A 24,879-nucleotide genomic window follows, 5' to 3' on the forward strand; every position below is an offset into this window, starting at 1 on the left:
TGGCTTGGGGGTCCCCGATTTACCTCTTTTAGTCTCTTTCGCACGATTGAGCCCGCCCATCTCGAAATTGCTGGGCAGCCGAATTCGCACGTTCTCCAGACTGGTTTGGCACGGTCCGCCGCGTAGAATGCTTTCTGTGATCAGTGCGAGCGGCATGCGCCGGCTACTTTCACGGGAGTCGTCGTGGCTATGCTGCCCTTGGCATAAAAGCCCCTATGGGTCGAATGATCCTCGCCGTGGCACCCGCTGAGGTTCTACCCCCGGCTATCCGACAAACTTAACTGTTTCATCCAATTGAGGCGCTCGCGGTGCAGCGCGCCCTCAGCGTATTTACACAGTTGTCGCGTACAGTAACGGAAGAGAGCAATGCGAGTTCTGGTGACCGGCCATCAAGGCTACATCGGTGCGGTAATGGTGCCTATGCTCATTGCTGCGGGGCATGAGGTAGTCGGCTACGACGCCAATCTCTATGAGCGTTGCACCTTTGCGCCGGCGGGAAAGCTCGCGAATGTCCCAAGCCTGCGCAAGGACATTCGAGATGCAGTCCATGAGGACATGGCGGGTGTCGAGGCGGTCATCCACCTCGCCGCGCTGTCGAACGACCCACTTGGCAATCTCAACCCGGACCTCACATTCGCGATCAACTATAGAGCAAGTGTCCGCCTCGCGCGCATTGCCAAGGAAGCCGGAGTACGGCGCTTCCTGTTTGCCTCCTCCTGCAGCAACTACGGCGTGTCCGAGAGCGACCTCATCGATGAGACCGGCGAGCTCAATCCGGTTACACCGTACGGCCAATCCAAGGTGCTCGCGGAGCAGCATATTTCCAAGCTGGCCGACGAGCGTTTCTGCCCCGTCTATTTTCGGCCTGCCACCGCATATGGCGTCTCGCCGCGGCTACGCTTCGACATTGTCTTGAACAACCTGATGGCGTGGGCAGTTTCTCAAAAGCTGATTTTTCTGAAATCAGACGGAAGCCCTTGGCGACCTGTCGTGCATGTCGAGGACATCTGCCGCGCATTCATTGCCGGTCTCGCCGCGCCCGTGGAAGCCGTGTGGAATCAAGCCATCAACGTCGGCTCCAGTGAGCAGAATTACCGCATACGCGATATCGCGCAGGTCGTAACGGAGGTGGTGCCGGACTGTCAGCTCACCTTTGCCGGCGATGCCGGGCCCGACAAGCGTTCGTACCGGGTCGATTTCAGCAAATTGCACCGTCTCCTGCCGGGTGCCGTCCCCCGCCACGACGCCCGCCAGGGAGCGCTCCAGCTCCTTGAAGTGCTCAAATCATCTCGGCTGACGCCTGGTCAGTTCGAGGGGCCGCGCTACCAGAGGATTGCGCATATCAGACATCTGATAAGGACGGGTGTTCTCAACAGCGATCTGCGTCGCGTGCCTCGCGAAAGCACGGCGGCGCTCACCGTCGCATTGAACTGACCCGGCAGCGATTGCCTATCTTGGCAGCATCATGGCCGAACCCGCGGAACCCACATGCTGCGCAACTGGCGAAGAGCTATTCGAGCTCGCCGCAACGCTCTTTCCGATGATGCGCAGTATCACAGGCCAGGGCGTTCGCGACACGCTGCAGGTCCTGAGCCGATATGTGCCGATCGAAAAGCGCGAAGTCCCGACCGGTACGCCCGTTCTGGACTGGATCGTGCCGAAAGAGTGGGTGATCCGCGATGCCTATCTCGAGGACGAGGCGGGCCGCAGGATCGTTGATCTGCAGCGTTCAAATCTCTGCGTCCTGAACTACAGCGCCCCAGTCGACCGGATCGTCACTCTTTCCGAACTCAAGGAGCATGTCTTCACGATCCCTGCGCAACCGGATGTCATTCCCTACCGTACGTCCTATTACGCCGAGCAGTGGGGATTTTGCATGCCGCACAACCTGCTCGTCTCTCTCGCCGAGGGCCGCTACCGCGTGCTCATCGACAGCGAGCTGAAAGACGGTTCCCTCACCTACGGGGAATACTGCCATGCCGGCAGAAGCGGGCGCGAATTCCTTCTGACGACGCATATCTGTCACCCGTCGCTTGCGAACGACAACTGTTCCGGTCTGGCAATGTTGACGCTGCTTGCACGCGATCTCAGCGTGCGAACCACACGGTACAGCTATCGCTTCCTCTTTATTCCTGGAACCATCGGTTCGCTGTGTTGGCTTGCGGCGAATGAGGAGCGTCTCTCCTTGATCGACCACGGGCTGGTCGTCTCATGTGTGGGGGACGGCGGCGGTCCGACCTACAAGCGCAGCCGGCGGAGTGACGCCTTCATCGACCGGGCGATGACGCATATCGTCGGTAAGCATCCAGCCAGTACTGCACGCGTGCTCGATTTTTTTCCCTACGGCTACGATGAGCGCCAATTCTGCTCGCCCGGTTTCAACCTGCCGGTCGGCCTCTTCCAGCGCAGCGCATTCGGCACTTTTCCGGAATACCACACGTCCGCAGACAATCTCGATTTCATCAGCTCTGAGCATCTGGCTTCATCGTATCGGATGCTGATGGACGTCATCGATATCGTCGAAGAGGACTGGACGCCGCTCAATCTCCACCCGAAAGGCGAACCACAACTCGGGCGTCGCGGCCTCTATGGCGCGCTGGGTGGTGACAAGGCGGCGAGTGAGCGCGCAATGGCCATGCTCTGGGTTCTGAATCTTGCCGACGGCACCAATTCGTTGCTTGCTATCGCCGAACGCTCAGGGATTTCGTTTGCCGAGATTGCAGCTGCCGCGCGCCTTCTGCGCGACCACGGCCTGCTCGCCGAGACGCGACCGGCCAAATAGGATGAATTGGAACGGAGCCGTTCATCCTGCCCCGGCTGTGAGCGACGTCATGATCTGCGTTTGGGAAGCCAGCGAGACACCGGCCGGTACCGCTATGCGCCAAACAATCGATCGTTCTCCAAACGGTGCGCGGGTAGCGAACGATACGTCAAAGGGAGTGGTCGATAGCGCAGCAGCGCCGCCGTATAGTCTCAGCGACGCCCATCCCGAAGGGGGCAGCTCGCATTTTCAAGCTTTGCAGCCGGTTCCACCGGCGCCCAATCGAGGACGCATCATGGCAGCTGTCTATTTTGATCCCGAGTTCACCGACGACGAACGGCGGCGGCGCCTCTATTCAGGTGACATCATAATCCTTTCGGCCACGCCAGCTAGCAAGGCCCTGGTGGCGTTCGCTCGAGAGATGCTGGACACGGCCTTCGAGGGGCGCGATCCCCGCACAATTCACGAGCATCGGTCCGCAGAGGATGTGGCCGCCATCCTTGCCAAGCTGAAACCAGCGTTTATCCATCATCCGAAATGCAAAGAGCTTATTCCGCAGATTATGAGGGAGACCGGGGTCGACCTCGAGAGGCTCTATTTCGACGTGCCACGCATGCGGTCGGCGTATCCTTCGCATTTCCTTTCATCGGGCATCGCCTATGCTTTCCACCCGCACCGCGACACGTGGTATTCGGCACCGATGTGCCAAATAAACTGGTGGCTGCCGATCTATCAGTTGGACGCGAACAATGCGATGGGCTTCTACCCGGAGTATTTCGAGGAGCCGGTCAAGAACAACTCGGAAATCTATAACTACTACGAGTGGAACACGAAAAACCGCGCGAGTGCCGCTCAACACGTAAAAAGCGACACGCGCGAGCAGCCGAAGCCGCAAGAGGAGCTGCAGGGCAAATCCCTGCGGTATCTGCCGCCGGCGGGTGCCATCATCCTGTTTTCGGGCGCGCAACTGCACGAGACAGTACCGAACACCACGAACCTGGCCCGTTACAGCATCGATTTCCGGACGGTCCATTACGACGATGTGGTCGGGCATCGCGGAGCGGTCAATGTCGACTCGCGCTCAACCGGCACGACGATGCGCGACTACATCTGCGCCGCTGACGGCAAAATGCTTCCGGAAGAGGTGATTCGCCTCTATGACGACGGCACAGAGCTGGGCGACAAGATCCTGCGCTTTGACGCACGGCTCGCCGGGGCGGCTAACTAAACTAGCCCACACTTCTCACATTCGATGCGGCTCTTCGGATCGCCTTGTCGCCGGCGCCTGTCGCGTCGGCAGCTCGACCCTATGTGCCGATACGCTCGTCGCTGCCCGACGCGACACCCGCCCTGCGACAAGAGCGACGCGACGCAGGCTGCATGGAGTCTGACATGCGGCTAGCGCTCGGACACGTGCAGCATAGGCACGCGTCGCCGCTCTTCCACTGGTCTGGTCCGGGAAGGTGCGGAACTGCCACAACACGGCATGCGCTTTCATCGACCCGCGTCGAAACCCGTTGCGTTCAGTTGGCGTGCCTCTTGGCTCCTTACTATTTCCTTGTACCATTCTACGGTCTGTCGAAGACCGTTTTCGAGCGCGGTCTTTTGTACCCAGCCTAGCGTGGCGGACGCGCACGCAGTGTCAGCCACGATCTCGTTTTCATCCGGCCGGTCAGGAACTGCGCCGAACATTGGCTTGGCATCGCTGCCAACAATCGCGGTCAGTCGCTCGACGATGCCGCGAATTGTGACGAGACTGCCAGAACCAAGGTCAATCGTTGTCCCCTCGATACCCGGCGCCGTCGCTGCCGAAACAAATGCGTCGATCACGTCACTCACATAAATCCAGTCTGCCCTGCGCTTCCCACTAGAAATCTTTGGTGAGATTCCAGCAAGGAGCGACAGTATCACGCTCGGTATGAGCTTGCTCGACGCTTGTGCCGGACCGTAGACCATGAATGGCCGCAAAATGACTACAGGTGCCTGAAAGAGACTATGAAACATGCGGCCATAGGCGGATGCGGCCCATTTCGCTAAGGCGTATGGCGACGATGATTGGGTGCGATATGGCAAAGGCTCAGTACAGGAGCCGGTCAGAATGACGCGGTGGCAACCAATCTCCGTTCCCGCGACAAGCAGATTGACGGTGCTCGTGAGCAGGCTGTGGTAGGCAGGCACGACCAAGCCGAGATCAGGGCCGGCGCCGACCGATCCTGCCAGGTGATAAACGATGTCGGGCTTCACGTCGGCGAGCACACGGCGGGCCACTGAGAGATCAGCCATATCCGCCATCCACCAAATCGGTCCAGCGCGCTCACTTTTGCGATCCAGCCGAGAGGTCGCGTGGACCTCGGCACCTTCGTCGCACAATCGGCTGCAAAGATGTGACCCTATGAAGCCGCTGGCCCCTGTGACGAGAATTTTGAGATCGCAAAACTTGTGATCGTTTCGGGGACCCTCAATCATTCCTATTCAGCTCTTTCTTGATTAGAGACGGGCAAGCACGCCGTCACATGACAGGCTTGGTCAGCTCGCATAAGCGGGTGTTGCGAGCAGCGGCCAATTGCGGTCTTTTTCTGACATGGCGGTCGGGTCGGCCGGCCACTCGATCCCCAACTCGGGATCGTCGAAGCGAAGGCCGCTTGCCGCGCCAGGCGTGTAGAATTCGGAGATCAGGTAATTCACGATCGAGTTGTCGGCGAGCGTCTGGAAGCCATGCGCAAAGCCTCTTGGAATGTAGAGCTGGTGAAGACTTTCCGGCGTCAGATGGAAGCTTGCCCACTTCAGATAAGTTGGCGACTCGGGCCGCACATCCACGATGACGTCGAAGATGGCGCCGGCGACGCAGCTGACCAGCTTGACCTCTTCATGGGGCGTACGCTGGAAATGCATCCCCCTCAAGGTGTGCTTGTGTGTCGAATGCGACATGCTGTGCTGGACAAAGCTGGTCTCAAGCCCTTGCACTGCGAATTGGCTGACGCAGAAGGTCCTCGTGAAGAAGCCTCTCTCGTCATAGGCAGGCTCGGCCTCGATAAGCCAGGCGCCCTGCAGTCCGGTTTCGTGGAAGAGCATGCGAACAGCCTCAGGTCGCCCGACATCTCGAGCATGATAACGAACCGAAGGTCAGCGCAGCAAAGTTGCAGATGTTTCGGATAAGATCATGCTGCCACAACGAAGCTCACACAACGGCGCCTCTGTTCGACGATGCGCCAGCCCGGCTCCGCTGAACATTCATTACTTGGCGGACCGCCCTGCCCCAAAAGGGTAGACGGGCCTACCTCTTCCTACCCGCACGGATGACCTTAATGGCCCCATCGCCCGTTGCGCTGGCCGACAATCGCTCAATGTGACTATTTCGCCTATCGGATGGCCAAGTCGGCAGAACCCAGTCCTGGCCTCTATTGCTTCCCCCAATGGCAAGCGCAGCCGACGCCTGACCTCGCCGACACTGGGATCCAATTCGGAGTGGGATTCATGAATGTTCACTCAGTCGAGGCGCAGCGCAACCATATGGCGGCTCTGCACGGTCGCACGTGCCGGCTCTGCGGTATGCCCCTCAGGCGCACTTTCGTCGATCTCGGCATGTCGCCGCCCTGCGAGAGCATTCTCGCCGCCGACCAGCTCGACCGGATGGAAGCGTATTTTCCGCTGCATGTGATGGTTTGCGAGGGGTGCTTCCTCGTGCAGCTTCCGGAATATGTGAGCCCTCAAGAGATCTTCACCGAATATGCTTATTTTTCCTCCTACTCGACCAGCTGGGTCGCCCATGCCGAGCGCTACTGCAAGGCGGTGACGCAGCGGCTCGGGCTCGGATCCGACAGCCTTGTCGTCGAGCTCGCCAGCAATGACGGCTATCTGCTTCAACATTTCCTGCCGCTCGGCGTGCCCGTCCTCGGCATCGAGCCGGCGGCCAATGTCGCCAAGGTCGCGATCGAAAGGGGCGTGCCGACCCGGGTCGACTTCTTCGGGGTAGCACTGGCGAAGACGCTCGCCGGGGAAGGCAAGCAGGCCGATCTCATCGTGGGCAACAATGTGCTGGCGCAGGTCCCCGATCTCAATGATTTCGTGGCCGGCATGAAGCTGCTCCTGAAGCCGAACGGGATCGTTACGCTGGAATTTCCTCATCTCGAGCGGCTGATCGCGGAAAACCAGTTCGACACGATCTACCACGAGCACTTCTCCTACTTCTCGCTGACGACGATCGAGATCATGGCCGCACGGCACGACCTGAAGGTCATCGACGTCGAGGAACTGCCAACCCATGGCGGATCGCTGAGGGTCTATCTCGCCCATGCCGAGAGCGATCACAGCCCGAGCACGGCGGTCAAAGACCTGCTCGACCGCGAGGAGAGGCGGGGCTTCAGGGAGATGACGATCTATACGTCCTTTGCGGAGCGCGCGCGTCGCGCCAAGCGCGACCTGCTCGCCTTCCTGATCTCGGTGAAGAACGAGGGCAAGAGCATCTGCGGCTACGGTGCTCCGGGAAAGGGCAATACGCTCCTCAACTATTGTGCGATCGGCACCGATTTCCTCGATTTCACCGTTGACCGCAATCCGTACAAACACGGGCGCTTCACGCCCGGCATGCACATCCCCATCAGGCCGATCGAAGCGATCGACGAGGCCAAGCCGCATTACATCCTGATCCTACCCTGGAATCTGAAAGACGAGATCACCCGGCAGATGCGGCACGTCGCGGCCTGGGGGGCGAAGTTCGTCGTGCCCATCCCCTTCGTCGCCGTTATCGATCCCGAGGAGTACAAGTCATGAAAGTCGTCCTTTTCTGCGGCGGGCTTGGCACCCGAATTCGCGAATATTCCGAGAGCGTGCCAAAGCCGATGATCCCGCTCGGCCACCAGCCCATCCTGCGACACGTGATGCAATATTACAGCGACTATGGGCATGACGAGTTTATCCTGTGCCTTGGCTACAAGGCGAACGTCATCAAGGACTTCTTCCTGAATTCCCGGCCCCAGAGCTTCGAAGATTGCGTCATCAGCGGTGACGGGCGGAACGTTCAGCTTCTCAACGAGAACCACAAGGACTGGCGCGTCACCCTCATGGACACGGGCATTTGGCGCAACATTGGTGAACGCCTGTGGGCTACGCGGCATTTCGTCCAGGACGACGACATGTTCCTTGCGAACTACAGCGACGGGCTAAGCGACGTCGATCTCGATGACATGATCCGCCGTTTCCGCGAGAGCGGAAAGATCGCCTGCTTCCTGGCGGTACACCCGCCTCTCACTTTCCATCTGGCGGATATAACTGCAAACGGGAGAGTACGCGAATTCCGCACGTCGACCGCCTCTGATATCTGGATCAATGGCGGATATTTCCTCTTCCGGCCTGAGATTTTCGATTACATGCGCGAGGGCGAGGAACTCGTCGTCGAGCCGTTTCGGCGGCTGATCGAGAAAGACCAGCTGATGGCCTACAAATACGAAGGCTTCTGGCGCGCAATGGACACGCTGCGCGACTGGCAGGTTCTGGAGGACATGGTCGAGAAGGGCAACATGCCCTGGAACCGACAGATGCGCGAACGGAGCGCCAAGGGCGGGCTCGCAGTCGCCATCTCATGAGGACATTATCGCTCGGACGTCCCGGCGAAAGCCTCTGCGTACTTTGCCTCGGCGCCCATTCCGATGACATCGAGATCGGCGCGGGCGGTACGCTCATGTCCCTCATCGCCGCGGGATTGAAGCTCGACGTGCACTGGTGTGTGCTGAGCGCGCGAGGTCGGCGCATCGAGGAAGCCTGCGCGTCGGCGCAGGACTTCCTGGAGGGTGCAGGAAACCCCAACGTCATGATCGCTGACTTCGACGACAGCTTCTTCCCTGCTCGAGGACGGGAAATAAAGGAATGGGTGGCGGCGCTGAGCACCGGCATCAGACCTGACGTCGTCTTCACACACCGTCGGGACGATGCACATCAGGATCATCGGGAGGTGAACCAGATCACCTGGAACCTCTTTCGCGATCATCTGATCCTGGAATACGAAATCCCGAAATGGGACGGCGATCTGGGCCGCCCCAATTTCTACGCACCGCTGACGGAGCAACTGCTGAGCCGTAAGCTCGAGTTGCTGCTCAAGCATTTCGGCAGCCAACGATCAAAGGACTGGTTCGACGCCGAGACCTTTCGCGGCCTGGCGCGGCTTCGCGGGATGGAGTGTCGTGCCAAGGACGGGTTCGCCGAGGCCTTCATGGTTCACAAGGCGACTTTGTCATACGGTTGACATGCATGCCAGCTGAGCTCGGCGAGTGCACTTCGAAGGGCGGCTGCATCGGGCGATCGCGTGAGCGCCAGTGTCGGATCCAACGGCAATTCCACTGACACTATGTCGAGACAGTTGAAGCTAGGCTCCCCGATGGTGCTGAACCCTTTGTCCTGGACTCACGGCCTTAAGTCGGTGCTAGGAGCCTGTCCGAGTAATGACTGGTCAAGTGATCACATCAATGCTGCGTCTGCGTTTTCGACCGAATTAGGTAGAGTTCGCGCGGGAAGGCCCACCTGATTGCTATGATGGCAATCCGAGCAAAAGAGGGTACTTGCAAAAGAAGGGAGAACCCGTCGACGGCGTCGGCATACGACCCGTGGACAGTCAGGCCGCAGCAGATCTTAGATGGCCAACACGCAAGTCGAAGGATTTCAGGGCATGCACACGCCACTTGCAGTGGCGGGGGGGGACCATGGCACACAAAATCTGGGGAGAGAATCATCCGCCCCGCTCGGCGGAGCGACTGATCAAGGACGGCTCCACCATTCGGAAGCCGGTCACTCGCAGGCGCTGGATATTCTTCGCCGGTTCGTCTCAACTATGGGGCTCGATCTCACGGGGTTGGTCGTAGTCGCAAGTGCCGCCGAGGAAATCGCTGTCGCAGCGGCGGCTTTGGCTGGAGCAAAGCAGGTTATCGCCGTTGCGCGAGAACCGAGGGGACGACCGCGCGCGAACGAGGCCCGGCAATACGAATTTCCGAGGGAAGAGCTCGCAAATGTGGCCGGCCACATCCACATAGTGAGACGCATGGATCCACTCGCCTGGCGCGATGTCGACATTCTCGTGTGCAGTCCCGAACTCGGGCCGATCTCGCGATCCATTGTCGAGCTGCTCCCTTCCACAGCCGTAGTGGCGCTCATGGCCGAACCTTGGGAAGTCCGGCCGGGTCTCGTCGATTTTGATGCTTGCGACGAAGTCGGTATCAAAGTCGCGGTGCCCAACCTGCGCCATCCGGCCATCGAGCAGCTCCCAGACCTGGCGCAACTATGCTGCCGACTGATCAGCAACGCCGGCTTGGATCCTACGGGTGCCAGGGTCGCCGTCTTGTGCGATACACCCTGCGGCCCGTTCATCGAGCGTGCGCTCACTAACCGCGGCGCCAAGGTGCAAACCTTTCCTCATCCGTTGCTGCTGACCCGCGACGACTGGGACGCGGTCGTCGTTGCGTTGCGCCCCTCGGAGAAGCCAGCCATGGACGTCAACGGCTTGGCGGCTGTCTCAGAAAATGCCCGTCGCGCGCTATTGGTGCAATTTAGCGGCGAGATCGATCGCTTGGCCGCCCGCTATTTTGGGATGCAGCTATGGCCTCAGAGAAAACCGGCGCGCGGCCAGCTGGGCCTCGCCCTGGAGACTCTCGGGGAGGCCCCGGTGTTCCGCAGATTCGTCGGCGGACTCAAGGCGGCAGATACGGTACGGCGTGGCGCCCAACTTGCCGCCGACGAAATCGGGTTCGTCCTCACACGGGCAGCATGATCAGGTGACCCGACGGACAGCTTCTTGAACAAGACCGTCGAGCGCCGGTAAGGGGTGAATCGACTCCGGCGGAGCGGTCGCCAGTAGCAAACGAACCGTTTGCGAAGCCAAGCCAGATCGCTCCGGCCGCAACTCTCACCTTGCGCTGCATGGAATGCATGGTTTGGTTTCGCACGGCACTCGAGCGCAGCGAAAATCTCGGCTGGCCCGTCAGAAGCCGCTATCCGCTAAGCGGCTCTGCGGTGCCAGCGCCACGGACGCGCTTCCGGCGAGACACAACAGTGGTATTAGCCACAGATTGAACAAGGGCAGATAGCCGGACACAGGAAACAGAAACAGCAACGCCGCAAGAAGGCTGGCAAGCAGGCAAACCGCTCGACCGGACGAGGGCCGGAGGCCAAGAATGGCGATTGCCGTCAGCATTCCCAGGGCAACCGCCGACAGTGGCACTCGCGTGTCCTCGTCATCGGACATGCGGATGCGCTCGGCCATTTGCGGGTGTGTATCGCGCTGCGTCAAATCATCGACACTGTCGCCATGCATCACCCTTCTTATCTGCGCTTTGGTCAGCGCCAGGGAGTAGATACGCACATCGTCGATGGCACCGGCAAACTCGAAACTTTCCATGTCCCTACGCCTCCCGATGGAGACGCCCGCGCGCGAGCTGCGCTGCCGTGACGTTACCGGACCAACAAGAAAGCCGTTGTCCAGTTCGCCATCCAGGTAAACGTCCAAAGTCTGCGCCGGAGCGTCGTATACGCCCGCGATGTGATGCCATGTCTTCAAGCCTAGAGGAGTAGCTCCGTACCGAGCCATCAGTTGCCCATATGCGTTGGTCAACTTGAACCCAATCGTGCGCGGTCCTTCGTCTACCGTCGTGTCGAGTTGATATCCGGCGCTCCCGCTTAACTGCGACACCACGGCTGCGTCATCCTTTGGAAACACGGACGAATTGATCCATGCTGTGATGGTCATGCTGCCGGCGATCCGTAGAGCGGTGGACGGTTCGAAGTCGATGGAATCGGTTACGCCATCGAATGCGACGGCCCCATTGAGGACTCCCGGAACGCGTTTGGGTAGGTTCTGAAAGCGCCCGTTCAGGTAGTGCCCGGAGGAATCCTCTGCGGTGGGCCCGCCCGGCTCGTCGAGTTTCCAATGCGCCTCGAGCATACCCGGCGATGTGAATCCTCGAGGATTTACGGGAGCCACCGAAGGAATGAAGGCCCATAGAACGATGGCGCACGCTGCGAACGCCGCTGCTAATCCGGTCCACCGGTTCAAACTGAGTTCTAACGGCCCGACCTTGAAGCGGGTGCTGATGCCGGCCCCGAATGCTGCGCCTATGGTGTTGGCGAGGATATCTATTACCGAGGGGTCTCGGTGCATCATCACGAACTGGCTGACTTCCGCGATCGCGGAGATCAGGGCTGCAGCGACTACGGCTCGCAGCGGGCCTGACGCCGCAAGAACCAGTCCCAGAGGTGCATATCCCGCTAGGTTTTCGACGAAGTCTGCAGGATAGAGCGTGAAATCCAGCGTTGCGTAACCTGGTGGCCGCATCTCCACGGGGACAGCAGTGGCCGCCAGAATTAGCAGAACCGCGGGACGCGTCAGTGAGACTCGACGCTTGCGACCGGACTCTCTCATGACAAAAACACGGATTACGCGGTGACGGTGCGCATATATCTCCCTGTTGACGCGAGCATGCCATCTGCCCGCCGGAAGCGCGCGTAGTGACCAGCCGGCAACCCGCGGCTGGATTGGCTCGGCAGTCTAATGTCGTTCGCCTTGGCTTGAACGCCGCCTTTCGGCTTACCACGAATGGGCGGGGCTGCAGGATATCAGCCTTCAGCTGGTGGCCGAAGGCCCGCTGCCTTCAGAAAGCTGCGGCTGCCCCTCTTCCTCTTCATGCCTGGCCAGGACCGGCCTCATGTCGATGAGCTGGCCCACATGTTCGAAATGGCCGGAAACCCACAGCCAGGAGTCCGGGTAGATGCCGACGATGGGGAAGCGGTTGAGCACGGCGGCGGGCACAAGGAACTCCCGGACCGTCTGAGATCGGCCGGGGAAAGTCCACTCGAACTCGACGACATCCGCTTCCGGCACGCCGGAGATAACCAGCACTACGTCGCCGAGCGCGCCGGCCTCCTCATCGAGCGGCTGGTCCGAAACCCAGACACCGTGGCGCACATGCAATGGCAGGTAATCACGCTCGTCGTCGCGAAAGCCATGCTTGATGATGGCTTCGGTCGCGTAGGTGCGGTGATAGAGCTCCATGGCGCCGCCATACTAGCAGCCGGCTACAGGTTTGGCACGATCCGGCAGATATTCCTGCATCTGCCAAGTCTAAGAGTTCGGCTTCGACCTCCGCGAATGCTAACTTGAGCTTTCGAGCCGGCTCGTTCTGCGCCACTCTTCATACTCCTCGCGAGCATCCTCATGCAGCGGATAGTAGCGCTGCAGCGGCGCGCCCTGCATCAGCTTCATACGGGAGAAGTCCTCCCATTCGTGATGTACCTTGGCTGTTTCAATGACCTGTGGTGCCAGCGCAACGGGAACAACGACGGCGCCGTCATCGTCGGCCACGATGATGTCGCCCGGCATCACGGTGACACCGCCGCAGGCTATCGGCACATTGACTGCGAAGGGCATCAGGCCGGTCTGCGTGTGGAAGGCCGGCGTCCACCCGCGCACCCAAAGTGGCAGATCGAGCTTCTTGAGGTTGGGGTAGTCGCGCAGGCAGCCGTCGATGACGATGCCGGCGCCGCCACGCCCTTTGAAATAGGTCGACATCATATCGCCGAACACGCCGGCGGTCATATCGCCGCGCGCATCGACGACCACCACGTCGCCTTCCCTGACATGATAGAGCACGTGGCGGTGGAGCTGCTTCTCGGGATCGCTGTATTCGTCCTCGCCGTAGAGATCCTCACGCTTTGGCATGAATTGCAGCGTCAGCGCCGGACCGACGATCGACTTGCCTCTGTTCCAGCTTACCGGCCCGACCATGTGCGGCTGCCTGATGCCCATGTGTCCGAGCGTGCCGGCGATCGTCGCCGCGCCGATGTCCTTAAGCGCATCGATCATCTCCCTGGGCGGTCGTTTGATATCGGGCGTGTGAGTCATGGAAGAGTTTCTCCTTTGGGCCGCAGCCCTACCAGTTGGTGACCGAGCCGTCGGTGCGCCTGAGATGCGGGGCCTCCCAGAACTTGAAGCTCTGTTTCCTCACCGCCGTCTCATCGACTTCCACCCCGAGGCCAGGCGCGTCGCCGACCTCATAGACGGCGCCGTCGAGGCGCGGCTGTACGGGAAAGATCCCGGCATCGTCGAAGCCGTGGTAGAGCTCGCCGGGCGAGGCGCGCGTCTCGAGCCAGGCGAAATTGGGGACTGCCGCCGCGAAGTGGATCGTCGCAGCCGTGCAGATCGGCCCGAGCGGATTGTGAGGCATCACGTCCACGTAGTGTGCCTCGCTCCAGCCGGCGACCTTCATCGCCTCCGTCAGCCCGCCGACATTGCAGACGTCGATCCGGTTGAACTGGTGAATGTCGCGCTCGATGTAGGGCAGGAACTGCCACTTGCTGGAGAATTCCTCGCCGATGGCGAAGGGCACGTCGGTCAGCCTGCGCAGCGCCTCATAGGCTTCCGGGGTTTCGTCGCGGATCGGCTCCTCGAGGAAATCGAGCGTGCCCGACGGCATCTTCTGGCAATAGCTGGCCGCCTCCGCGATCGTGAGGCGGTGATGGTAGTCGACCCCGAGCACGACCGCATCGCCCAGTTCCTCGCGCGCCTTGACACACCACTTCGCGGTCTCGGCGATGCTCTGGCGCGGCTCGTAAATGCCGCGGTTGTCGTGATCGGCCGGAAACAGGCGGATCGCGCGCCACCCCATAGCCACGAGTTCCTTCGCCTGCTCGACCGTCTCGGGTCCGCACGGTCCCCTGGTCGTTGCGAAGGTAGGGATATGGTCGCGCTGCCTGCCGCCGAGCAGCTGGTAGACCGGCACGCCGAGCGCCTTGCCCTTGATGTCGTGCAGGGCGATGTCGATCGCCGAGATCGCCGCCGTGAGCACGCGCCCGCCTTCGAAATACTGGCTGCGATACATTTCCTGCCAGAGCGCGCCGATGGCAAATGGATCGCGGCCGACCAGGAACTCGCGATAGTGCTCGATAGCGCCCATCACCGCTTTCTCGCGGCCGGAGAGACCGCTCTCGCCCCAACCGTAGATACCCTCATCGGTCTCCACCTTGACGATGAGCTGATTCCTGATGCCGACCCATGTCGGATAGGGAGTGATTGCGGTAATTTTCATGGGCTGGCGTGCGGAATTAGGTTATCAGCGACGCACGATGTAGCCGCATATTCTCGGTCGCAAGCGCTGCCCCTCACTGTCCTGCCGGACATCTCTCCCCGTAAACGGGGAGAGAGATGCCGGCAGTTAGGGTTTCGCAAATCGGCAACGATGAAGGCTGGCGAAAACCGGCGCGCAGCCGTCTTCTCCCCGTTTACGGGGAGAAGGTGCCGGCAGGCGGATGAGGGGCGGCGCAAACGTTGGACGAATGGGAATGTCGACGCTGCAGCCCGTGTTATCGGGACAGGACAAGCCCGCATCACTACGCCGCCTTCAGCGCCATCGTCGTCGCGCCGTCGAACAGATGCATCCTGTCCTGGTCGAACTCTATCCACACGCTCTCGTCGGGCTTGATCACCTTGCTCGGCTCGAGGCTTACATTCACCGTTTCACTGTCGACAGAAACCTGGACGAAGGTGATGTCGCCCGTCGGCTCGACGCTATAGACCTTGCCGGGCACGGCGCCGGGCTGCTCGGATCTATGGAGCTTGAGCGTCGAATGTCGCGCGCCGAGCACGGCCTTGCCGTTGCTGGCATTGCCGACCTTGCGCGCGTTGATCGGAGAGAGCGGCATTTCCCATCCGCCGGCGCCCCGGAGGAACGTATCGGTGCCCTTGGCGACGATATCGACGGGCATCAGGCTCATCGCCGGGCTGCCGACAAAGCTTGCGACGAAGGTGTTCACGGGATTCGCGAAGACATTGGCCGGCGTGTCGTATTGCTGCAGCACGCCACCATGCATGACCGCCATCTTGTCGGCCATGGTGACCGCCTCGAGCTGGTCGTGCGTCACGTAAATCACTGTAGCGTTGAGGTTGTGGTGGAAGCGCTTGATCTCGCTGCGCATCTGTACGCGCAGCTTGGCGTCCAGATTGGACAGCGGCTCGTCCATCAGGAACACCGCCGGGTCGCGTACCAGGGCGCGGCCGAGGGCGACGCGCTGCTGCTGTCCGCCCGACAGCTCTCGCGGCTTGCGGTCGAGCAGGTGCGTGATGTCGAGCACCCTCGCCGCCTCACGCACCTTCCGGTCGATCACGTCGCGGGGCTGCCTGCGCATCTGCAGAGGAAAGGCGAGATTGTTGAAGACCGTCTTGTTGGGATAGAGCGCGTAGTTCTGGAAGACCATGGCGATGTCCCGATCCTTGGGATCGAGGTCGTTTACCACCTGGTCGCCGATGACGATGTCGCCCGATGTGATCGGGATCAGCCCCGCGACGAGATTGAGCGTGGTTGTCTTGCCGCAGCCTGAAGGGCCGACGAGCGCAACGAACTCGCCATCATTGACCGTCAGCGAGACGTCATTTACGGCTTTGAAGCTGCCATAGGTCTTGACGAGATCTTTGAGGACCACGTGGGCCATCGGCAACTCCCTAGTGCTTGACAGCGCCTTCTGTGAGTGCGCGTACGAAGAACCGTTGCAGGACAAGGAATAGCACCACGACCGGCACGCTCATCATGAAGCTGGCCGCCATCAGGCCGGGAAAGTCCGTCGTGTTTTCCGAGAAGAAGCGCTGGATGCCGACCGGCAGGGTCAACTGCTCGTTCTTGGTGAGGAAAGTGTAGGCGTAGATGTACTCGTTCCACGCGCCGATGAAGGAATAGATCGCGGTGGCGAGGATTCCCGGCGTCGAGAGCGGCATCACGATCCTGATGAAGGCCTGGAACCGCGTAGCCCCATCGATGCGTGCCGCCTGCTCGAGCTGCACCGGAATGTTGTCGTAGAAGCCCTTGAGCAGCCAAATCGCCAGCGGCAGGCCGAAGGTGAGATAGGTGAGGATCAGCGAGCCATGCGTGTTCACCAGCCCGAGCGCGCGCATCAGGATGAAGAGCGGCACGAGAAAGATCACCGCCGGGAACATGTTGCGCAGGAGCACGGCGAAGAAGAGGAAGTTCCGGCCGGGGAAGCTGAAGCGGGAAAAGGCGTAGGCCGCGGGGACAGCCACGATCACCGAAAGGATTGTCGTGAAGGTCGACACTAGAAGGCTGTTCCAGAAGAAACGGAGGAAGTCCTGGCCGACGCTGTTCTGCGGATCCAGTAGCTTCTGGTAGCTGGCAAGCGTAGGCGCCTCCGGCCACCATTGCGGCGGGAATTGCATCGCCGCGAACCCGGACTTGATCGAGGTGATCAGCATCCAGATCATCGGGACCGCCGTGTAAAGCAGCATGAAGACGAGGAAGATTCGACCGCCCCACCGCCACCCGTCGATGCGCATTCGGCGACCGGCCCGGGCTCGAAGGGCTGTCTCGGCAATCGTGCTCATGCGCCCCTCTCTTTCCGCTCGTTGCCGCTCAGCGCACGGACGTAGAAATAGCCCAGCGTCATCAGGATGAGGAAAAGGAGTACGGAATACGCCGCCGCCACACCCCAGAGCTGTCGGCCGAAGGCGAGCTCGTAAATGTGCGTGATCCATATATGCGACGCGTTCGACGGCCCGCCGCCGGTCATGATCCAGGGAATGATGAAGGAATTGAAGTTGGCCACCGCCAGCAGCAGGATCGTCACCGTCGAGACGTTCCTCAAGTGCGGGAACGTGACGTGCCAGAAGCGCTGCCATGCGTTGGCCCCGTCGACTCTTGCGGCGCTCAGCAACTGGTCGGGGACCGTCTGCAGGCCGGCCATCATCATGATCATGGCAAACGGAAACTCGCGCCAGATATTGACGACGATCAGCGAGGGCAGAACCGTGCTGACGCTGTCGATGAGATTCGGCGGCCGGTCGGCCAATCCGAGGCCCACCAGCACCGCGCCTATGATCCCGAAGTCCGAATGGTAGATCCACTTCCAGATATAGGAGGCGGCGACCGCGCTGATGACCCAGGGAATGATCAGGATAGCGCGCAGGACGCCACGGCCGACAAATTCGCGGTGGAGCGCCAGCGCGGTCGCGAATCCGAGGATAAAGGAGATGAAGGTGGATCCCACTGTCCAGATCAGGGTGTTCCAGGTGACTTTCCAGAACACCGGGCTGGTGAGGATGGTCGTGTAGTTGTCGAAGCCGATGAAGATCTTGTCGCGGAGCTGCAGGCCGGGCGGCGTTTTGAAGAACGACAGCTCGATCGTGTAGTAGATCGGATAGGCGATGACGATGAGCATCACGGCGAGCGCAGGCAGCACATACGCGTAGTCGGCGCGATGGTCCCATACGTCCAGGAGCACGCCGGACCTACCGGGCTGTAATCTTCGGCGAGCCTCGGCCTCGCCGGTCACAATCGTCATTGTGGCATGCCCTTATGTCTTCGGAACGAGCCGGCTGCTCCGGTCGTGCAGCCGGTAGGATCGTATGCCGGGCTCGGACTAGAGTCCGCCCATGAGGTCTTTTACCTTCTGGGCAGCATCATCCGCTGCCTGGTCGACGGTCATCGCTCCGGTCAGGGCATTCTGCAGCATATCCGGGATGATGATGTTCATGATCTCCGGGGACTGCGGCAGCGCCGGGAACGGGATGCCGTAAGGCAGCATCGAGGTCGTGACGTCGAGGAACTTGATGTTGTCCAGACGTTCCTTCATCCATTTGGTCTTGAAGCCGTTGAGGTTGCCCGGATTCGAGCCGGCGTAAGCCATTTTCAGCGACCATTCAGGGCTCGCCCACATACAGATAAGAGCCTTTGCAGCCGGTTCGTCCACCTTGCCGCCGTCGACATATTCGGGCTTAAGGATATGAATGTTCGAGCCGCCGAACACGACGGCGCGCTTGCCGTCGGGACCAGCCGGTATGAGGCCGTAGCGCATGTTGTCGATGACGGTCTGCGCCTTGTCCTTGTCGGAGCCCGTCGCCTTCTTCTGCAGGTCGAGCATGACATTGTAATCGGATGGATGCGAGATCATCATGCCGAGCTGGCCGGCGAGGAACAGGGGCTGGTTATCGGCCTGCTGGTTGGTGAGTGCCGAAACCGGAACCGACTTGTCGCGAACATACATGTCGTACGAGAGTTGCAGCGCCGCCTTGCTCTGCGGGCTGTTCAGCTCGACCTCGCCGTAGGTCGGGCTCGCGCTGGCTTCGTCGAAGACGCCGCCGCCATAGGCCCACAGCTGAGGCATGAAACGATAAGGCGTATTGCCGGCATTCTTGCGAGCCACGAGGCCGTAGCCGGCAACGCCGAGCTTGTCGTGGATCTGCTTGGAATATTTGACCACGTCGTCCCAGGTTGCCGGAGCCTTGTCCGGATCGAGACCCGCACGCTTGAAGATGTCGGCGTTCCAGATGAACGCCATCGTCTCGTTGTTGGTCGGAATGCCGTAGGTCACCCCCTCCCAGGTCACGGCCTTCATGGCGCCGGGCCAGAAATCCTCGGTCGCATACCCAACATCCTCGGGCTTGAGCGGCTGCAGATAGCCCTTTGACGCGAACTCTGTCCCACCCAGGATTTGCAGGCGGACCGCCATCGGCCCGGCATTGCCCAGAAGCGCCGTGCGGAACTTGTCGAGAAGGTCGTTATAAGTGAGGGCTTGTTCCTCGAGCTGGATGTTCGGATAGGTCTTGCGGAAGGTCTCGAAGAAATCCTTGTAGTACTGGCGCAAGAGGTCGGGATCGCCCTCGAACACGCCCTGATACCAGAAAGTCAGTCGCCCCTTGTAGTCGAGAGGGGTGACCTTGGCGCAATCAGCCGCCGTGTCAAAATCCTGTGTGCCCGCAATGGCGCGCACATATTCCGGCGACCACTTGTTCAGGTCGACCGGCGGCGCACCCAGCGCCGACGAAGACATCAGCGATGCCATTAAAGCGATGGAAACGGTGCCACGCAGAATGGCACCGCCGAGCGTAATCCTCGTCATAGGTATCCTCCACGTTCCCATGCCGCTCTGCGCCGGGGCAAGCGGTCCTTGCTCGTTCGACCGCGGGGGCTGCGCCTTTCTGCCAATTTCAATGTATCCCCTCGATCGCTTGATAGGTTTTCAGATCACAGATTGTCTGTCAACGCTGCCAGATCGTACATTGTTTGTAGAAATCGTGCGTGATATCGGTCACAACGTGTATTGACCGTGCAGGAGTCGTCATTGGCCGAAATAAGCGCTTTCAAAGCCAAGCCACCCGTGGGGACCGATCCCCTCGGGGCATCCAGCGAGGGTGCTTCGCTTTATGAATTGATCAGAGAAGACATCATCGAGGGACGGCTCGCCGCCAACGAACGTCTTGTCGTCGCCGATCTCGCGCGGCAACACGGCACTTCGACCAACCCCGTGCGCGAGGCCCTGCAGCTGTTGCGTGGGGAGGGCTTTGTCACCTTTGTCCCCAACCGCGGAGCGCGCGTCCGACCCATAGATCAGGATTTCGTCAGGGATATCTACGAAATCGGCGTTTTGATCGAGCCAGCCCTGACGCGATGGTTCGTGAATATGGCGACCGCGGAGGACATCGCCGAACTGGAACGCATCCAAGGGCTGATTGAAGAGAACAACTTCGCCGACACACTCCTGCACAGTGAGCTAGATACAGCCTTCCACACGGTGATGTATCAGCGGCACTACAACCGCCATGCCGCCGAGCTTTGGTGGAAGCATCGCGAAGTGCTGCGAGCGGTGAGCCGGCGTTTCAACTTCACGCTGGCACGGCGCGCCGCGATCATGCGCGAGCACCGCGAACTCATCGCGCACGTGAAAGCGGGAAAAGCCGACGAAGCGGCCGAACTCATTGCCCGCCATGTCGAGGGTTCCGGCCGGCATATTCTCGAACACATGCGTGCGCGCAACGCTGCTCGCGCCGGATAGAACGACAGGTCAGTCCAGAACTCGTCAGCCTGACCATTTCAGAAAAGGGGAATTGGGATGAAAATCACGAGTATTCGGCCGTGGCTGATCAAGTCCGATGCTTCTTATTGGGGGGAGTTCCTGTTCGTCGAGGTGATGACCGACGAGGGGGTGAGTGGCTGGGGCGAGATCACCACCACCACGAGGCTCGCCAACCGCGCTCTCTGCACGATCCTGCGGCAGATCGGCGTCGCCGTGAAAGGCGAGGATCCGGCCCGCATCGAGCACCTCTGGCACAAGATTTTCCGCAGCTTCACCTACATGGGCAGCCGCGGCGCTGCCGTGGAATGCGTGAGCGCCATCGACATAGCCCTCTGGGACATCCGGGGCAAAGTCCTCGGTAAGCCGATTTACGAACTGCTGGGCGGACCGGTACGCGATGAAATCGCGCTCTACACCCATCCCAACCAGGCCAGATTCACCAGCAAGGAGGCTGTGGTCCGCGAGATTCGGGACATCGTCGAGTCCGGACACACCGCGCTCAAGTTCGATCCTTTTCCCTATCAGGGCCGCAGTACCGATGGCCTGCCCCGCGAACAGCGCGATGGCTACCTTGATGGCAGCATGACCCGCAAGGACGAGCGCGAAGCCGCTGAACTCACGGCTCTGATCCGCGAAACGGCGGGGCCCGATGTCGAGATTCTCATCGACGCGCATGGCCGCTTCGACGTCCCCACCGCCATCCGCCTCTGTCGAAGCCTTGAGGAAGCCGGCCAGATCGACTGGTTCGAGGAGCCCTGCCCGCCCGAGAGCCTCAACGCCCTTAAGCAGGTGCGTGAGAAGGTCAGTGCCGCCATCTCGTGGGGCGAGCGCGGCCACACGAAGTGGGATTTCGTGCCGGTGCTCGAGAACAAGCTCGCCGACTACATCATGCCGGACGTCACCTGGACCGGCGGCATAACCGAGCTCAAGAAGATTTCGGCCCTGTGCGAGGCCTACTACGTCCCGGTCTCGCCACATGACGCCGCGGGACCGATCAACGTGGTTGCCGGAGCGCAGGTGATGATGACCGTTCCCAACTTCTACAGGCTCGAAACGTCGGAATGGAACCTCGGCAAGTACAACCACCTTATCGACAGACCGCTCGACAATTCGAATGGCAGCCTCAAGCTGACGTCGAGGCCTGGTCTCGGCATTGAGGTGAACCGCGACTACCTGCAGGCCCACGAGATCGAGTTGGGCTAGCAACGCTCCGTGCCGACTTAACGGGCGGAGCGCGGGCCATTGCCAGGCTGAAGGGCCAGTCAAGCAGCCAATCCTGAAAAATCGAGGAGGAAAGATGACGAGCCGCAGCACGCCCGGAGAGGCGATCGAGAACAATGTGCGTATCGCGTCGGGCCCGAGCGAATTGCGCATCACCGATATGCGCGTCGCCGAGATCACAGGCGCGCCGTTCACCTCGGCACTCCTCAAGATTTACACCAACCAGGGCATCGTCGGCCTGGGAGAGGTGCGCGACGGCGCTAGCGCCACCTACGCGCTGATGCTCAAGAGCCGACTGCTTGGCGAGAACCCCTGTGATATCGACCGGTTGTTCCGCCGCATCAAGCAGTTCGGCGGCCACGGGCGGCAGGGCGGCGGTGTCTCGGCAATTGAGATCGCGCTGTGGGACCTCGCCGGCAAAGCTTACGGCGTGCCGATCTACCAGATGCTGGGTGGCAAGTTCCGCGATCATGTGCGCATCTATTGCGACACCGACGCGGAAAAGCCGAGCGGCACCGAGACCGGCAAGCGCCTCAAGGAGCGCATGAACCTGGGGTTCACCTTCCTCAAGATGGACCTGGGCCTGATGCAGATCGCCGACATCCCGGGCACGGTCGTGGCTCCCGCCGGTACGCTCGAAGGCTACCGCACGCATGCCGGCCGGCTCCCGGCGCGAACGCTGGAAGAGCGTCGGCTGCGCAATGCCGCCTATGACCTGCAGAACGTGCGCCATCCCTTCAGCGGCCTGCACTTTACCGAAAAGGGTATCGACCTGCTCGAGCAATACATCCACGAAGTCCGCGAAGTCATCGGCTACGAGATCCCGCTCGCGATCGACCATGTCGGCCACATCTCGCTGCAGAACGGCATCCGTCTCGCCAAGCGGATCGAAAAATACGTCCCGGCCTGGCTCGAGGACGTTATCCCCTGGCAGTACACCGAGCAGTACCGGCAGCTGCAGGAGGCGACGTCGGTTCCGATCTGCACGGGCGAAGACATCTATCTCAAGGAAGGATTCGAGCCGCTGCTCAAATCGGGCATCTCGGTCATCCATCCCGACCTGCTGACCTCGGGCGGTATCCTTGAGACGAAGAAGATTGGCGATGCGGCGCAGGACCACGGCGTCGCCATGGCCATTCACATGGCCGAAAGTCCGATAGCGGCAATAGCCGCCGCGCATGTGGCGGTCGCCACCGAGAACTTCATGGCGCTCGAATACCACTCGGTCGACGTGCCGTGGTGGGATGACATCGCCATCGGCCTGCCCAAGCCGATCGTCAAGGACGGCTTCATCACGGTGACGGACAAGCCTGGCCTCGGTATCGACGACCTCAACGACGAACTGCTGCTGCAGCACCTTCAGCCGGGCGTCAGTGGCATCTGGCAGCCGACCGACCGCTGGGACGACGAGTGGTCGTGGGACCGCACATGGAGCTGATGGGCTTGCGACCTGCATTGGGACTGAGCAACACTTTGGGGAGAACCATGATCTACGAGCTCAGAGTCTATGACTGCCTGCCTGGCCGCCTGCCGGCGCTGCTCAAGCGTTTTGCCGACCATACGCTGGCGCTGTGGGACAGGCACGGCATCCGACAGGCTGGATTCTTCACGACGATGGTTGGCGAAAGCAACCAGCGCCTCACCTATTTCCTCGCCTGGGAATCCCTCGCCGAGCGCGAGACGAAATGGACGGCTTTCACCACCGATCCGGATTGGCTCAAGGCGCGTGATGAGTCTGAGCGCGACGGACAGATTGTCGCCAATGTCACCAATCAACTGCTGACACCCACGGCCTTCTCTTCGGTGAAATAGGGGCCGCCCATGAAAATCACCGACCTTCGCTGCGCCGTTATCGGCAAGCATCCCGTCGTCCGCATCGTCACCGACGAAGGCATTTACGGCCTCGGCGAGGCGGAATGGACCAAGCCCTATCTGAAACCCTTCGTGCTGCACTTCCGCGAAGCGCTGATCGGCGAGGACCCGACGGATGTCGAGCGCGTGATGCTGAAGATCAGGCAACGTGGCTCGTTCAAGCCCTATGGCGCCGCGGTCAGCGCGATCGAGCATGCGCTTTGGGACATTGCCGGCAAGGCCGCCGGCGTCCCCGTGTACAAGCTGCTCGGCGGCAAGGTACGGGACAAGGTGCGGGTCTATAACGGCTCGATCCGCAGGAAGCGGACCGGCGACAGGCCCGAAGACTATGCGGCTGACGTCCGATGGATGATGGAGCGGCCCGAAAACTTCTTCATGATCAAGCAGGGAATCAGCTTTCATTCCAACATGAAGTACAATGTGCCCGACTTCCACTACGGAGTCGCCCAGCCACCGACCTATCACGGCGCCATGAGCCAAGGGCAGATCAGCGAGCGCGGTATGGCGCACATGATCGACTGCGTGATCGCCATGAAGGAGGTGCTGGGCGACAAGGTTTCGCTGGCGCTCGATTGCGGCCCCGGCTGGTTCCTGCCCGATGCGATCCGCTTCGCCCAGGCCGTGGAGAGATACAACCTCATGTGGCTCGAGGACATGCTGACCGGGGACTACGTGCCCTGGGTCAACCCTCAGGCTTATCGCGAGCTGACAACCTCGACCTCGACGCCCATCCATACGGGCGAGCAGATCTATCTGCGCCACAACTTCAAGGAACTGATCGAGACGCAGGCGGTGCGCATCATCGGCCCCGACCCGGCCGACATCGGCGGCATCGCCGAGCTCAAATGGGTGGCAGAGCACGCCTACATGCATTCGATCATGATGGCTCCCCACGGCACGGCGAACGGCCTCTTGGGGCTGGGCGCGCTGATCAATGTCTGCGCGACGCTCCCGGCCAACTACATTGCCTTCGAATATCCGAGCGCTTCCGATCCCTGGTGGGAGGACATCATCGTCGGCCTGCCCAGGCCGATCGTGAAGGACAGCATGGTGGATCTGCTCGAGGCGCCCGGGCTCGGTCTCGACATCGACGCGCAGGGCGCGAGGAGGTATCTCGCAGAAGAGGACGCCGGCTTCTTCGATTGACATTGCTCGTGAGCCAGCGGGCCTCTTTGTGAGCGCCGATCTTGCCCCAG

At 60.8% G+C, this 24,879-nt stretch carries 22 protein-coding genes; 12 read left to right on the forward strand and 10 right to left on the reverse strand.

The genetic code is table 11. The features are described 5' to 3' along the window. The first annotated feature begins 366 nt into the window (after window positions 1-366). Genes SAZ10_RS07365 through SAZ10_RS07375 form a run of 3 tightly spaced genes read left to right on the forward strand, consistent with a single transcriptional unit; the run spans window position 367 to window position 3,989 of the window. Window positions 367-1,434 (forward strand): SDR family oxidoreductase, encoded by a 1,068-nt coding sequence (locus SAZ10_RS07365; protein ID WP_318608563.1) that lies wholly within the window; start codon window positions 367-369, stop codon window positions 1,432-1,434. 31 nt (window positions 1,435-1,465) lie between these two features. Beyond that, complete coding sequence (locus SAZ10_RS07370) at window positions 1,466-2,782, forward strand: DUF4910 domain-containing protein (RefSeq protein ID WP_318608564.1); 1,317 nt, start codon at window positions 1,466-1,468, stop codon at window positions 2,780-2,782. Window positions 2,783-2,831: 49 nt separating this feature from the next. Beyond that, window positions 2,832-3,989: a hypothetical protein gene (locus SAZ10_RS07375; RefSeq protein ID WP_318608565.1), complete on the forward strand. Its 1,158-nt coding sequence runs from the start codon at window positions 2,832-2,834 to the stop codon at window positions 3,987-3,989. Between the two features lie 266 nt (window positions 3,990-4,255). Here the strand turns inward: SAZ10_RS07375 and SAZ10_RS07380 are convergent, their stop codons facing one another. Both SAZ10_RS07380 and rfbC read right to left on the reverse strand, forming a co-directional pair. Continuing rightward, a complete protein-coding gene (locus SAZ10_RS07380; RefSeq protein WP_318608566.1) occupies window positions 4,256-5,227 on the reverse strand; it encodes an NAD(P)-dependent oxidoreductase in 972 nt (323 codons plus the stop codon). A gap of 60 nt (window positions 5,228-5,287) precedes the next feature. Next, window positions 5,288-5,833 (reverse strand): dTDP-4-dehydrorhamnose 3,5-epimerase, encoded by a 546-nt coding sequence (gene rfbC, locus SAZ10_RS07385; protein WP_318608567.1) that lies wholly within the window; start codon window positions 5,831-5,833, stop codon window positions 5,288-5,290. 402 nt (window positions 5,834-6,235) lie between these two features. On the opposite strand from rfbC, the gene SAZ10_RS07390 reads away from it, so the two are divergent. The 4 genes from SAZ10_RS07390 (at window position 6,236) to SAZ10_RS07405 (ending at window position 10,514) form a co-directional block, all read left to right on the forward strand. Then, window positions 6,236-7,531: a class I SAM-dependent methyltransferase gene (locus SAZ10_RS07390; protein ID WP_318608568.1), complete on the forward strand. Its 1,296-nt coding sequence runs from the start codon at window positions 6,236-6,238 to the stop codon at window positions 7,529-7,531. Then, a complete protein-coding gene (locus SAZ10_RS07395; protein ID WP_318608569.1) occupies window positions 7,528-8,343 on the forward strand; it encodes a glucose-1-phosphate cytidylyltransferase in 816 nt (271 codons plus the stop codon). Before SAZ10_RS07390 ends, SAZ10_RS07395 begins: the two co-directional genes overlap by 4 nt. Further along, window positions 8,340-8,999, forward strand: a complete 660-nt coding sequence (locus SAZ10_RS07400; protein ID WP_318608570.1) for a PIG-L deacetylase family protein — start codon at window positions 8,340-8,342, stop codon at window positions 8,997-8,999. The genes SAZ10_RS07395 and SAZ10_RS07400 overlap by 4 nt, the downstream gene beginning before the upstream one ends. 789 nt (window positions 9,000-9,788) lie before the next feature. Further along, the gene (locus SAZ10_RS07405; protein ID WP_318608571.1) at window positions 9,789-10,514 is read left to right on the forward strand and encodes a hypothetical protein; all 726 of its coding nucleotides are present in this window, start codon (window positions 9,789-9,791) and stop codon (window positions 10,512-10,514) included. 210 nt (window positions 10,515-10,724) lie between these two features. Here SAZ10_RS07405 and SAZ10_RS07410 read toward each other — a convergent pair whose 3' ends face one another. The 8 genes from SAZ10_RS07410 to SAZ10_RS07445 all read right to left on the reverse strand — a co-directional run bounded on the left by SAZ10_RS07410 (window position 10,725) and on the right by SAZ10_RS07445 (window position 19,636). Then, a complete protein-coding gene (locus tag SAZ10_RS07410) occupies window positions 10,725-12,161 on the reverse strand; it encodes a LamG-like jellyroll fold domain-containing protein (RefSeq protein ID WP_318608572.1) in 1,437 nt (478 codons plus the stop codon). A 201-nt stretch (window positions 12,162-12,362) separates the two neighbouring features. Beyond that, entirely contained in the window at window positions 12,363-12,791 is a 429-nt protein-coding gene (locus SAZ10_RS07415; RefSeq protein ID WP_318608573.1) for a hypothetical protein, read from the reverse strand. Between the two features lie 99 nt (window positions 12,792-12,890). Beyond that, window positions 12,891-13,640, reverse strand: a complete 750-nt coding sequence (locus SAZ10_RS07420) for a ribonuclease activity regulator RraA (RefSeq protein ID WP_318608574.1) — start codon at window positions 13,638-13,640, stop codon at window positions 12,891-12,893. Window positions 13,641-13,668: 28 nt separating this feature from the next. Further along, a complete protein-coding gene (locus SAZ10_RS07425) occupies window positions 13,669-14,823 on the reverse strand; it encodes a mandelate racemase/muconate lactonizing enzyme family protein (RefSeq protein ID WP_318608575.1) in 1,155 nt (384 codons plus the stop codon). 301 nt (window positions 14,824-15,124) lie between these two features. Next, entirely contained in the window at window positions 15,125-16,222 is a 1,098-nt protein-coding gene (locus tag SAZ10_RS07430) for an ABC transporter ATP-binding protein (protein WP_318608576.1), read from the reverse strand. 10 nt (window positions 16,223-16,232) lie between these two features. After that, on the reverse strand, window positions 16,233-17,123 hold the full coding sequence (locus SAZ10_RS07435; protein WP_318608577.1) for a carbohydrate ABC transporter permease: 891 nt from the start codon (window positions 17,121-17,123) through the stop codon (window positions 16,233-16,235). After that, window positions 17,120-18,079: a sugar ABC transporter permease gene (locus SAZ10_RS07440; protein ID WP_318608578.1), complete on the reverse strand. Its 960-nt coding sequence runs from the start codon at window positions 18,077-18,079 to the stop codon at window positions 17,120-17,122. Before SAZ10_RS07440 ends, SAZ10_RS07435 begins: the two co-directional genes overlap by 4 nt. 78 nt (window positions 18,080-18,157) lie before the next feature. Next, window positions 18,158-19,636 (reverse strand): sugar ABC transporter substrate-binding protein, encoded by a 1,479-nt coding sequence (locus SAZ10_RS07445; RefSeq protein ID WP_318608579.1) that lies wholly within the window; start codon window positions 19,634-19,636, stop codon window positions 18,158-18,160. A gap of 222 nt (window positions 19,637-19,858) precedes the next feature. Here SAZ10_RS07445 and SAZ10_RS07450 point away from each other — a divergent pair, with 222 nt between their 5' ends. The 5 genes from SAZ10_RS07450 (at window position 19,859) to SAZ10_RS07470 (ending at window position 24,829) form a co-directional block, all read left to right on the forward strand. Further along, the gene (locus SAZ10_RS07450) at window positions 19,859-20,569 is read left to right on the forward strand and encodes a GntR family transcriptional regulator (RefSeq protein ID WP_318608580.1); all 711 of its coding nucleotides are present in this window, start codon (window positions 19,859-19,861) and stop codon (window positions 20,567-20,569) included. A 57-nt stretch (window positions 20,570-20,626) separates the two neighbouring features. Further along, the gene (locus SAZ10_RS07455; RefSeq protein WP_318608581.1) at window positions 20,627-21,793 is read left to right on the forward strand and encodes a mandelate racemase/muconate lactonizing enzyme family protein; all 1,167 of its coding nucleotides are present in this window, start codon (window positions 20,627-20,629) and stop codon (window positions 21,791-21,793) included. Window positions 21,794-21,887: 94 nt separating this feature from the next. Then, the gene (locus SAZ10_RS07460; RefSeq protein ID WP_318608582.1) at window positions 21,888-23,249 is read left to right on the forward strand and encodes a mandelate racemase/muconate lactonizing enzyme family protein; all 1,362 of its coding nucleotides are present in this window, start codon (window positions 21,888-21,890) and stop codon (window positions 23,247-23,249) included. Window positions 23,250-23,296: 47 nt separating this feature from the next. Beyond that, window positions 23,297-23,623, forward strand: coding sequence for an NIPSNAP family protein (locus SAZ10_RS07465; RefSeq protein WP_318608583.1), 327 nt, complete (start codon window positions 23,297-23,299; stop codon window positions 23,621-23,623). 9 nt (window positions 23,624-23,632) lie between these two features. Further along, window positions 23,633-24,829 carry a mandelate racemase/muconate lactonizing enzyme family protein gene (locus SAZ10_RS07470; protein ID WP_318608584.1) on the forward strand — a complete coding sequence of 399 codons (1,197 nt, stop codon included), beginning with the start codon at window positions 23,633-23,635 and terminating at the stop codon, window positions 24,827-24,829. Window positions 24,830-24,879: the final 50 nt, after the last annotated feature.

It is taken from the genome of Mesorhizobium sp. BAC0120 (genome assembly GCF_033542235.1).
In the GTDB taxonomy this organism is placed as follows: domain Bacteria; phylum Pseudomonadota; class Alphaproteobacteria; order Rhizobiales; family Rhizobiaceae; genus JAWRCU01.

Coding starts and splice junctions, on each gene's coding strand:
- SAZ10_RS07390 (WP_318608568.1), top strand. CDS start 6,236: ATGAATGTTCACTCAGTCGAGGCGCAGCGCAACCATATGGCGGCTCTG.
- SAZ10_RS07395 (WP_318608569.1), top strand. CDS start 7,528: ATGAAAGTCGTCCTTTTCTGCGGCGGGCTTGGCACCCGAATTCGCGAA.
- SAZ10_RS07415 (WP_318608573.1), bottom strand. CDS start 12,791: ATGGAGCTCTATCACCGCACCTACGCGACCGAAGCCATCATCAAGCAT.
- SAZ10_RS07455 (WP_318608581.1), top strand. CDS start 20,627: ATGAAAATCACGAGTATTCGGCCGTGGCTGATCAAGTCCGATGCTTCT.
- SAZ10_RS07375 (WP_318608565.1), top strand. CDS start 2,832: ATGATCTGCGTTTGGGAAGCCAGCGAGACACCGGCCGGTACCGCTATG.
- SAZ10_RS07425 (WP_318608575.1), bottom strand. CDS start 14,823: ATGAAAATTACCGCAATCACTCCCTATCCGACATGGGTCGGCATCAGG.
- SAZ10_RS07410 (WP_318608572.1), bottom strand. CDS start 12,161: ATGAGAGAGTCCGGTCGCAAGCGTCGAGTCTCACTGACGCGTCCCGCG.
- SAZ10_RS07445 (WP_318608579.1), bottom strand. CDS start 19,636: ATGACGAGGATTACGCTCGGCGGTGCCATTCTGCGTGGCACCGTTTCC.
- SAZ10_RS07380 (WP_318608566.1), bottom strand. CDS start 5,227: ATGATTGAGGGTCCCCGAAACGATCACAAGTTTTGCGATCTCAAAATT.
- SAZ10_RS07405 (WP_318608571.1), top strand. CDS start 9,789: ATGGATCCACTCGCCTGGCGCGATGTCGACATTCTCGTGTGCAGTCCC.
- SAZ10_RS07370 (WP_318608564.1), top strand. CDS start 1,466: ATGGCCGAACCCGCGGAACCCACATGCTGCGCAACTGGCGAAGAGCTA.
- SAZ10_RS07365 (WP_318608563.1), top strand. CDS start 367: ATGCGAGTTCTGGTGACCGGCCATCAAGGCTACATCGGTGCGGTAATG.
- rfbC (WP_318608567.1), bottom strand. CDS start 5,833: ATGCTCTTCCACGAAACCGGACTGCAGGGCGCCTGGCTTATCGAGGCC.
- SAZ10_RS07465 (WP_318608583.1), top strand. CDS start 23,297: ATGATCTACGAGCTCAGAGTCTATGACTGCCTGCCTGGCCGCCTGCCG.
- SAZ10_RS07470 (WP_318608584.1), top strand. CDS start 23,633: ATGAAAATCACCGACCTTCGCTGCGCCGTTATCGGCAAGCATCCCGTC.
- SAZ10_RS07430 (WP_318608576.1), bottom strand. CDS start 16,222: ATGGCCCACGTGGTCCTCAAAGATCTCGTCAAGACCTATGGCAGCTTC.
- SAZ10_RS07440 (WP_318608578.1), bottom strand. CDS start 18,079: ATGACGATTGTGACCGGCGAGGCCGAGGCTCGCCGAAGATTACAGCCC.
- SAZ10_RS07400 (WP_318608570.1), top strand. CDS start 8,340: ATGAGGACATTATCGCTCGGACGTCCCGGCGAAAGCCTCTGCGTACTT.
- SAZ10_RS07435 (WP_318608577.1), bottom strand. CDS start 17,123: ATGAGCACGATTGCCGAGACAGCCCTTCGAGCCCGGGCCGGTCGCCGA.
- SAZ10_RS07460 (WP_318608582.1), top strand. CDS start 21,888: ATGACGAGCCGCAGCACGCCCGGAGAGGCGATCGAGAACAATGTGCGT.
- SAZ10_RS07420 (WP_318608574.1), bottom strand. CDS start 13,640: ATGACTCACACGCCCGATATCAAACGACCGCCCAGGGAGATGATCGAT.